This window comes from Aquibium carbonis, assembly GCF_003970795.1.
Lineage (GTDB): Bacteria > Pseudomonadota > Alphaproteobacteria > Rhizobiales > Rhizobiaceae > Aquibium > Aquibium carbonis.
This window is the reverse complement of record NZ_RWKW01000058.1, coordinates 1-8,913: the sequence shown is the minus strand read 5'-3', so window position 1 is coordinate 8,913 and position 8,913 is coordinate 1. Positions and strand designations below refer to the sequence as shown.

At 65.4% G+C, this 8,913-nt stretch carries 9 protein-coding genes and 1 tRNA gene; 5 read left to right on the top strand and 5 right to left on the bottom strand.

Features of this window, described 5'->3' with window-relative positions; all coding sequences use genetic code 11:
* Positions 1-201: 201 nt before the first annotated feature.
* Positions 202-342 (bottom strand): DUF1127 domain-containing protein, encoded by a 141-nt coding sequence (locus EJC49_RS16540; RefSeq protein ID WP_126701045.1) that lies wholly within the window; start codon positions 340-342, stop codon positions 202-204.
* A 255-nt stretch (positions 343-597) separates the two neighbouring features.
* Between EJC49_RS16540 and EJC49_RS16535 the strand changes: the two genes are divergently transcribed.
* The 5 genes from EJC49_RS16535 to sufA all read left to right on the top strand — a co-directional run bounded on the left by EJC49_RS16535 (position 598) and on the right by sufA (position 4,623).
* Positions 598-1,704, top strand: a complete 1,107-nt coding sequence (locus EJC49_RS16535) for a DUF2157 domain-containing protein (RefSeq protein WP_126701044.1) — start codon at positions 598-600, stop codon at positions 1,702-1,704.
* Complete coding sequence (locus EJC49_RS16530) at positions 1,701-2,273, top strand: GDYXXLXY domain-containing protein (RefSeq protein ID WP_126701043.1); 573 nt, start codon at positions 1,701-1,703, stop codon at positions 2,271-2,273. Before EJC49_RS16535 ends, EJC49_RS16530 begins: the two co-directional genes overlap by 4 nt.
* A gap of 165 nt (positions 2,274-2,438) precedes the next feature.
* Positions 2,439-2,523, top strand: a tRNA-Leu gene (locus tag EJC49_RS16525).
* Positions 2,524-2,608: 85 nt separating this feature from the next.
* Positions 2,609-4,057, top strand: coding sequence for a trigger factor (gene tig / locus EJC49_RS16520; RefSeq protein ID WP_126701047.1), 1,449 nt, complete (start codon positions 2,609-2,611; stop codon positions 4,055-4,057).
* Between the two features lie 176 nt (positions 4,058-4,233).
* Entirely contained in the window at positions 4,234-4,623 is a 390-nt protein-coding gene (gene sufA, locus EJC49_RS16515) for a Fe-S cluster assembly scaffold SufA (RefSeq protein ID WP_126701042.1), read from the top strand.
* 6 nt (positions 4,624-4,629) lie between these two features.
* On the opposite strand, the gene EJC49_RS16510 is transcribed toward sufA, so the two are convergent.
* The 4 genes from EJC49_RS16510 to EJC49_RS16495 form a co-directional block, all read right to left on the bottom strand.
* Complete coding sequence (locus tag EJC49_RS16510; RefSeq protein ID WP_126701041.1) at positions 4,630-5,127, bottom strand: GFA family protein; 498 nt, start codon at positions 5,125-5,127, stop codon at positions 4,630-4,632.
* Between the two features lie 28 nt (positions 5,128-5,155).
* Positions 5,156-6,736 carry an inorganic phosphate transporter gene (locus EJC49_RS16505; RefSeq protein ID WP_126701040.1) on the bottom strand — a complete coding sequence of 527 codons (1,581 nt, stop codon included), beginning with the start codon at positions 6,734-6,736 and terminating at the stop codon, positions 5,156-5,158.
* A 97-nt stretch (positions 6,737-6,833) separates the two neighbouring features.
* The gene (locus EJC49_RS16500) at positions 6,834-7,310 is read right to left on the bottom strand and encodes an NUDIX hydrolase (RefSeq protein WP_126701039.1); all 477 of its coding nucleotides are present in this window, start codon (positions 7,308-7,310) and stop codon (positions 6,834-6,836) included.
* Positions 7,311-7,602: 292 nt separating this feature from the next.
* On the bottom strand, positions 7,603-8,913 hold a 1,311-nt coding region (locus EJC49_RS16495), incomplete at its 5' end, for an OmpA family protein (protein WP_245453435.1).

The window sequence follows — 8,913 nt, the reverse complement described above, 5'->3', positions numbered from 1 at the left end:
GGCCGATCCGTCGTTCACCGGGAGGAGGTGGATCCCGACGGAATTCGTCAATCTGTTCCCCGTTTCGGGGGAGGACAGCACCGGTCGCGGGAGGAGGTGCGACCGGTGCTGATTTCGGAAGGCACCCGGGAGGAGGTGGATGCCTTGCCAATCCGTCAGAACCTGGGAGGAGGTAGGTTCTGGCGAAACTCGTTGAACGCGTCAGACGGCCTTGCGAGCCACGAAGCTGATGTCACCGCGGGCAATGCCCAGATCGCTCAGTTCGCGATTGGAAAGGCGGCTCAGCTCTGTCACGGTTTCCCGGTAGCGGCGCCAGTTGCGATAGTTGCGGATCAGGTTCATGGCACGTCTCGTTTCGAATATTTTCGTTTCGGCTGTTCTCGTGTTCGATGTGAAGATATGACTGGCCGTCGCGCTTTTGAAGCGCGTTTGTTGCATAGCAGCGATGCGTATTGTGCATTGCAACATCAAACGGTTTGAGTGGCATGGGTCGAATCGAAGCGCGGTCGTGCAAGTGTCTGTCAGAACACGTTTTTTGCGCCCGCGCATGATGGGTTCGCGCTAGGATCCATGGGCTGAGCGAGGCAGGGGCCAGGCATGGCGAACCACCATTCACGGATGACGGCCGAAATCGATCGCTGGCAGGCGGACGGATTGATCGATGCGGAGACGGCGCTTCGTCTCCGCCGGGATGTGGAATCGCGGGCCACTGCCGGTTTCAGCTTCGCGGCCGTCCTGTCGGCCTTCGCCGCGCTGCTGTTCGGCGCCGCGATCCTGCTTTTCGTGGCGGCAAACTGGGAGGCGTTTCCCCGTCTCGCGCGGGTCGGCATGGTCCTCGTCCTGGTTCTGGCAGGCTACGGCTTCGGCGCAGTCGCCATCCTGCGCGGCCATCCCCGGCTCGCCGAGGCGGGCTACCTCGTGGGCATCGCCGCGTTTGGCGGCGGTATGGCGCTCGTCGGGCAGATGTACCACTTGTCGGGAGACGAGACGCAGGCCGTGATCGTCTGGTGCGGCGCCGCTGCGCTGTCGGCGGCGATCCTGCGCTCGTCTGCGCTGACGGCGGTATCGGTGGCGCTCGCCGTCGTCTGGATGTGGTCCGAAGGGTTCGACATCTGGCGCGACACGTCGGCCCCGTCCACCACGCTCCCGGTCCTGGCGGCGCTTTGGGCATTGTCATGGTGGACACGCTCCGCCGTGGCGCGACACTTCATCCTCGTCTCGATCTCCATCTATGTCCTTCTGGTCTACATGAGCGGCGGCGAGTTCCTGGCCCCCGTTCTGCTGGCTGTCGGCGCGGCGGCGCTGTTCGTGACGGCGATCCGCCTCGGGGCGAAGGACGAACAGGTCTTCGGCGTGGGCGGCATCAGAATCCACGCCATGATGGCGTTCGGCCTGGCGATGCTCCTCCTCCATGTCACCTTCGGCGAGGGGGCTGGATTGGCGGTCGTTGCGCTGGTGTCCTTTGCTGCCTGCATCGGCGCGCTGGTGCTGTCGCGCGGCAACGACCGGGGCGTGCGATGGCTGGCATACCTCGGTTTCGGCGCCGAGCTTTGCCTGGTCTACGTGTTGACCATCGGCACCATGCTCGGCACGGCCGGGTTCCTGCTGGCGTCGGGACTGCTGCTCGCGCTTGCGGCCGCGGTCATCGTGAGGTTCGAGCGCCGCTTCAAGGCGCGCTCCCAAGCGCAGGAGAAGACTCCATGAACAGGACATGGCGTGTCATCGGCGCCGCGCTTCTGGTGGCGATTGTTCAGATCGGCTTTCTCGCTGCGCTGATCGAAGGTCGCGCGTCCATCCTGCGCGACGGTCGCGAGGTTCTGCTCAAGGTGGAACCGGTCGACCCGCGGGATCTTTTGCGCGGCGACTACGTGCGCCTGGGTTACGAGATCACGACGCTCGACTGGGCTACCATCGCGACGGGGCGCGAACCTTTGCGGCGCGGCACTGCAATCATGGTCAGGCTCGCGCCGGGCGAGGACGGGCTCTGGCGGGCCGTCGGCGCAAGGCTTGCCGACCAGCCGGCTGTGCTTGCCGACGACGACACGGTCGAGATCGCCGGCCTGGTCGATTCCGATCTCGGCGGGTCGGAGATGCTCCGCGCGACCTACGGGATCGAGCGCTTCTACCTGCCGGAAGGAGAGGGACGCCCCATCGAGCGCGACCTTTCGGTCCGGCCTTTCCGCATGCTGGTGGCCATCGGCCACGACGGCAAGGCCCAGATCAAGGCCTTTTTCGACGGGTCGGAGAGACTGTTCGACGAGGCACTTTATTGACCGAGGTTCGGCACCCGCCAGTCTCGCCCGGCGACAGCGCCGGTCAAGGCGGCTGAAATCCCCGGAGGGCGCGAAAAAAGCCGCAATTTTCGGGTGTTTTCCCTTTGAAGCCGGGAAGTGCAGTGATATAGAACGCCCCGCTTTGGGAGGCAGGATGCTTCCGAAGCGGGTGTGGTGGAACTGGTAGACACGCAGGATTTAGGTTCCTGTGGCGCAAGCCGTGGGGGTTCAAGTCCCTCCACCCGCACCAGAAGCCACTCCCGGCAAAGGAATCCGGAAGGCGCGCGGCCGCATCGCTGTTGCGCCTCGCACCCCGTGAAGACAAAGGTTTGATGATGCAGGTAACCGAAACGCTGAATGCAGGGCTGAAACGGGAGATCCAGGTGGTCGTACCCGCCCAGGATATGGAAGCCCGGCTCCTGGAACGTCTGAACGACGCCAGGGGCAAGGTGCGGATCAATGGTTTCCGCCCCGGCAAGGTGCCTATGCAACATCTCCGCAAGATGTATGGCAAGTCGATGATGGCGGAGGTCGTGAACGACATCCTGTCCAAGTCGACGTCGTCGATCCTCAGCGATCGCGGCGAGAAGGCGGCCATGCAGCCCGAGGTCAAGATGACCGAGGACGAGAAGGAAGCCGAGAAGATCCTGGCCGGCCAGGCCGACTTCGAGTTTTCCATCGCCTACGAGGTCATTCCGGCCATCGAGATCCAGGACGTGTCCGGCATTTCGATCACGCGGGAAGTCTACGACGTGCCGGAGGCCGAGATCGACGAACAGGCGATGCGGATCGCTGAGTCCGCGCGCACCTTCACCGCCAAGGACGGCGCGGCCGAAAGCGGCGATCGCGTGACCATGGATTACGTCGGCAAGGTCGACGGCGAAGCCTTCGAGGGCGGCACCGACACCGGCGCCAACCTCGTCCTGGGTTCGGGACAGTTCATCCCCGGTTTCGAGGACCAGCTGGTCGGCGTGAAGGCCGGCGACGGGAAGACGATCGAAGTCACCTTCCCGGCTGAATACCAGGCCGCGCACCTCGCCGGAAAGGCGGCCACCTTCGACGTGAAGGTGACGGAAGTGGCCAAGGCCGAGCCGATCGAACTCAACGACGACCTCGCCAAGAACCTCGGCCTCGAGTCCGTCGAGCGTCTGCGCGAGATCATCAAGGGCCAGCTCGAGAACCAGTTCGGCTCGGTCACCCGTCAGAAGGTCAAGCGCCAGCTTCTCGACGCGCTCGACGCGGCCTACACTTTCGAGGCGCCCGCCCGTCTGGTGACGGCCGAGTTCAACAACATCTGGCTGCAGGTGACGCGTGATCTCGAGCAGGCCGGCAAGAGCTTCGCCGACGAGGACACGACCGAGGAAGACGCCCGCGCGGAGTATCAGCGTCTTGCCGAACGCCGCGTGCGCCTCGGCCTCGTGCTGGCTGAGATCGGCGACAAGGCCGGCGTTCAGGTCAGCGACGAGGAGATGCAGCGCGCCTTGTTCGAGTTCGTTCGCCGCTATCCCGGCCAGGAGCAGGAAGTCTACGACTTCTACCGCAAGAACCCGGGCGCGCTGGCCGAGCTTCGCGCGCCGATCTTCGAGGAGAAGGTCGTCGACCATCTCCTTGGGCAGATCAGCGTGACCGACAAGAAGGTCTCCAAGGAAGAGCTCATGGCCGACGACGAGGCCGAGAAGTCCGAGACCGCCGAGGCTGCGCCAGAGAAGGAAAAGGCTCCCAAGAAGAAGGCCGCGCCGAAGAAGAAGGCCGCCAAGGCCGAGGACGCCGAAACCGCCGAATAGGCGGGGCATCGAACGGTTCGATCTTGAGGGCGGCGTCGGGGAACCGGCGCCGCCCTTTGCCATTCGGCAGCAGCGGCGCTGTGTGGCCCAAGCCTGCGGCCTTGCGTCGGGAGCGGAAGTTTCCCATTTTAGTCGGGATTGATTTGCATCGATCCGCGCGAAGACAGGAGATCGATATGGGACGTTTCCAGGTGATGACCATGACTGACGTGGCTGCGCGCCGCGTGCGCGAGATCATCGACGGGCGGGACGGCGCCCGAGGCGTACGCGTCGGCGTCAAGAAGGGCGGCTGCGCGGGCATGGAATACACGATCGATCTCGTGACCGATCCCGATCCGCGTGACGATCACATCGAGCGCGATGGCGCTCACGTCTATGTCGCGCCGGAAGCGTCGCTGTTCCTGCTGGGCACCGAGATGGGGTTCGAGACGACGACGCTGCGGTCGGGCTTCACCTTCACCAATCCCAACCAGTCATCGGCCTGCGGCTGCGGCGAGTCGGTGGAACTGAAGCCGGCCGACCTGAAGGCGCTTGCCGAGGCTCGGGCCGCCGCCGACGCCGCCTGACGGTCGTCAGTCGATCCACAGGCCGTGGCGCCTGTGCCATTCGGCAATGGATTCGGTCGGATAAAGTTCGAAGATGTCGTCGTCAGGCCGAATGTCGGGCTCGACCCAGTCGGCCTTGTACTTGAGCATGAGGTGGACCCGCTGCGGAGCGCGCGGCAACGCGCTGTCGATGGCGCTCGCGAACGGGTGGACGAGTTCAGGCCAGTTCGGATCGTAGAGCCAGAGCGCCGAACCGCAGCGCGCACAGAAGCGCCGTTCTCCCGTAGACACCTCGCAGCCCGGGCGCTCGTCATCCTGGATTTCGGCGCGATACAACCCCAGATGCTCGTCGCCCTCGACCGCCAGCGTGCGGGCATCCGCCCCGAGATTGATCGCATAACCGCCGCCGCCCTGCTGCTTGCGGCAGATGGAGCAGTAGCAGAGCTGGTAGGGAACCGGCGTGTGGCTGTCGACCGAGAAGCGGATGGCGCCGCAGCGGCACGAACCCGTCAGGCGAAGTGGCATTGGACCGTCCTTTCGTCGCTGATGCGATTCACCGCAACGTCCCCAGGATCAGGAAGATCCCGCCGGCAAGCAAAGCGGCCGCCGGAACGGTGACGACCCAGGCTGCGATGATGGTGGAGACATGGGCCCGGCGGACGAGCCTGCGTCTCACGACCTCCTCCGCGACTTCCATCTCGACCGTATCGACCGGTCCATTCCGGTCGGTTGCCCAGGAATCGGACAGTTCTTTCGGTTCTGCCGTGATGCCGTCCGCCAGCCGTAGAGCTCGCCGCCGTTCCGCCTTGCGCTCCATGTAGGCGCGGCGGCGCGGCGAATTCGCCGTGTACCATTCGCGGAAGAAGCCGACGCCGAAGACGGCGCCCACGGCGATGTGGGTGGAACTGACCGGCAGTCCGAACCAGGAGGCGACGATGACCGTCACCGCCGCCGAAAGCGCCACGCAGAAGGCGCGCATCGGGTTGAGCTTGGTGATTTGCTGGCCGACCATGCGCACCAGCTTGGGGCCAAAGAGAAGCAGGCCGAAGGAAATGCCGAAGGCGCCGATCAGCATAACCCAGAGCGGAATGGTGACGGCAGCATCTACGCCGCCGCCGCGCGCGGTCTGCACGATGGCGGCGAGTGGCCCGACGGCATTCGCCACGTCATTGGCGCCGTGCGCGAAGGAGAGCAGGGCCGCCGACGCGATCAGCGGCAGCTTGAACAGTTTGCGCAGCGAATGATTGCGGTTCTCCATCTGGGCGGACTGCCGGATGACGAGCAGCCGCGAGAGCCCCCATGCCATCAGGAAGGCGCCGAAGCCGATCATAGCGATGCTCGCATCGCTGACGTGGACCAGCCGCGCCAACCCCTTGATCGCCAGATAGGCGGCGAAGGCGCCGGCCATGATGCCGATCAGGATCGGCACCCAGGTTCGAGCCGCGCGAATTTTGTCGTCCTGGTAGATGATCCGGGATTTGATGAAGGCGAGAAATCCGGCCGCGACGATCCCGCCGAGCACGGGCGAGATGGCCCAGCTTGCCGCAATGCTGCCCATCACGCCCCAGTTGACGGCCGCGAAGCCGGCGGCGGTGATGCCGGCGCCCATGACGCCACCGACCACCGAATGGGTGGTTGAAACGGGTGCGCCGATGGCTGTGGCGAGGTTGATCCAGATGGCTGAGGCGAAGACCGCCGCCATCATCGCGCGCACGAAGACGGCTGGTTCGGCCACCGAAGCCGGGTCGATGATGTCCCGGGAGATGGTCTGGACCACGTCGCCGCCGGCGATCAGCGCCCCGGCGGTCTCGAACACCGCCGCGAGAATGAGCGCTCCGCCCATGGTCAGCGCGCGCGCGCCGACCGCCGGCGCGACATTGTTGGCGACATCGTTGGCGCCGATGTTGAGCGCCATGTAGGCACCGATCGCCGCGGCGGCGACGATGGCGATGGCGCCCGGGTCGCCCGCCGTGAAGATGGCTGCGGCGACGGCCACGAAGGCCATGAAGAACAGTGCGGCGCCAGGGGCAACGAGGCCCCGCGCGAGGAAGCTGGTCGCCTCCTCGATATGGATCAGCTTGTCGAGATCCTTGTCGAGCGTGGTCTTGCGCGTTCTGTCTGGAGTTCCGGCCATGGCTGACGCCCTAAGCCGCATTCACGGCCAGGACGCCGCTAGCCTGGATGCCGCGCGCAGGCGAGCCACTCGTATCCGTCATGCCTGAGAAACCGCCTTAGCGAACCGGATTGAAACCGAAGAGGATCTGGGAGAGTTCCGGCTCGCGAACCCGGCTGGCGCCGATCGAGGGCTTGAACCACTTGCGCTGGCGCTGGCCTTTTTCCGGCCAATGGGATTCAACCTTTTCGACCTTGAGCGGGAAGACGTGGACTTCGCAGCGCTGTTCCAGCCCTGACTTGAGGTTCTTTCCGTAGATGTAGCGGCCGATCTCCTGGTCCGACATCGTTCCGACCAGGCCTGCTTCCTCACCCGCTTCCCGCAACGCGGCTTCCCAGCGCATCTCGCCGGCTTCCGGCCAGCCCTTGGGCAACACCCATCGGCCGGTATCACGGCTCGTGATCAACATCACCTCCACACCCTTTTCGGTTTCTCGCCATGGCAGCGCGGCCACCTGGAGGCGCGCGGGCGCACCGCCGAGCATGCGGCGAACGCGCTCGATCGAAGCGGAGAAAGTGCGTTGGGTGACGAGCATTTCTTCCTTTCAAAGCTGGGAAACAAGTTTGCCAGCTTAGTAAACGGGATGCAATCAGGCTCCTTGTGCCGAGGTGGATAATCCAGCCGGACGAGCAGTTTACACGTGGTCTTACAGTCGAACGGACAAACGTGCGAGCCACGGAAATGTCGGGTCGCGAATCAGCCTTTACAATACCACATTCACCGCGATGGGCGGGAAAAGCCGCGTTTTCCGCGCCAAGTGCCGTTCTTGTAAACGCAAGCGTGCGGCGCGATGAATCGCGCCGCACGCCCTGTGGTCTCGATGCGCTCTAGCGTGATGCGACCGGGGTCACCAGCGGGGTGATGCGCCGGATGGCGACGCGCCGGTTTTCACGCGACGGACCATCGGTCGCAACCTTCAGGTAACGCTCGCCATAGCCCTGGGTAACCAGGTTCTCGGGCGGGATGCCGAAGAACCGGGTGAGGGCATCTGCCGCGCTCTCGGCCCTCGCATCCGACAGGGCGAGATTGGAAATGTCGGAGCCGACTGCGTCCGTGTGGCCCTCGATCAGGAAGGTCTCGGCCGGGTTGTCGTCGAGCAGGCGCAGCATGGCGTTGGCGATGCCCTCGAGCGCATCGATTTCCGACCGCGCGATCTCGGCCGATCCGGTCGCGAAGGTGATCGTGTCCAGATCGACGCGCCGAACCGTGTCGCGCAACCGGGCGGAGCGTTTCACCTCGTCCACCGAATAGAGCCTGCGGGCTCTTTCGACCGGAGGCTGGTCGAGGAAGGCGTAGTAGCTGTCGACATCATCGACGCGCCCGGCATCGAGGATGTATTCGCGGACGGGTATGCGCAGCCGCAACGGCGGCAGTTCGTCGCCCGGATCGCGCCAGTCACGATCGCGCTCCCACCGGTCTTCAGCGACGTAGGTGAGAACGATCTCGCGGCCTTCCGGAGTGATGCGCGAGCGTCGCACGACGTCGCCTTGGCGGTTCCGGACGGTGACGATCTGGGAACCGTCCGGGCGCACGATCGTCTCGCGCACCATCCCGCGCGGCAGTTCCTCATAGTAGACGTCGCGGGCATCGCGCGACAGCCGCGGCAGGTCGTTGCTCTCGACGAAGGTCTGGTTGTTGAACTGGAAGATGACCCGACCGCCGCTCTCGCGAACGACCTCCGACCCCTCCGGCCGCTGCCGACGGTCGCGACGGGTCTCGTTGCGTTCCATGCGCCGACCTTCGGTTGCCGTGATCGAACGGATCTCCTGGTTGCGGATCTCGGGTGCCTGGGCGTCATGGTCGCTCGTGGGCGGCGGCGCGGCCTCCTCGGCCGCGGTCTCGGCAGGCCTCGTCCGATCCGGACGGCCGGCCCGTCGGTTATCACCCTCGGTCGCCGCCGGCTCCTTGGCGCTGTCGAGCACCGGGGCGGCGTTCTCGGGCAGCGTGTCGTCGGATGCCTCGTCGACGACCTCTCCCCGCGGAGCGCGCGTTTCGCCGTTGCGCGGTGCGTTCCGATCGCGGCGCACGGCTGGCGCCTCTTCCGCAGGCGCCTGTTCCGCGGCTGCGGGTGCGCTTTCCGGCGCGGTATCGGTTGCGCGCGGCGCTTCGCCGGCTGGCGCCTGCTCCTCGGCGGGCGC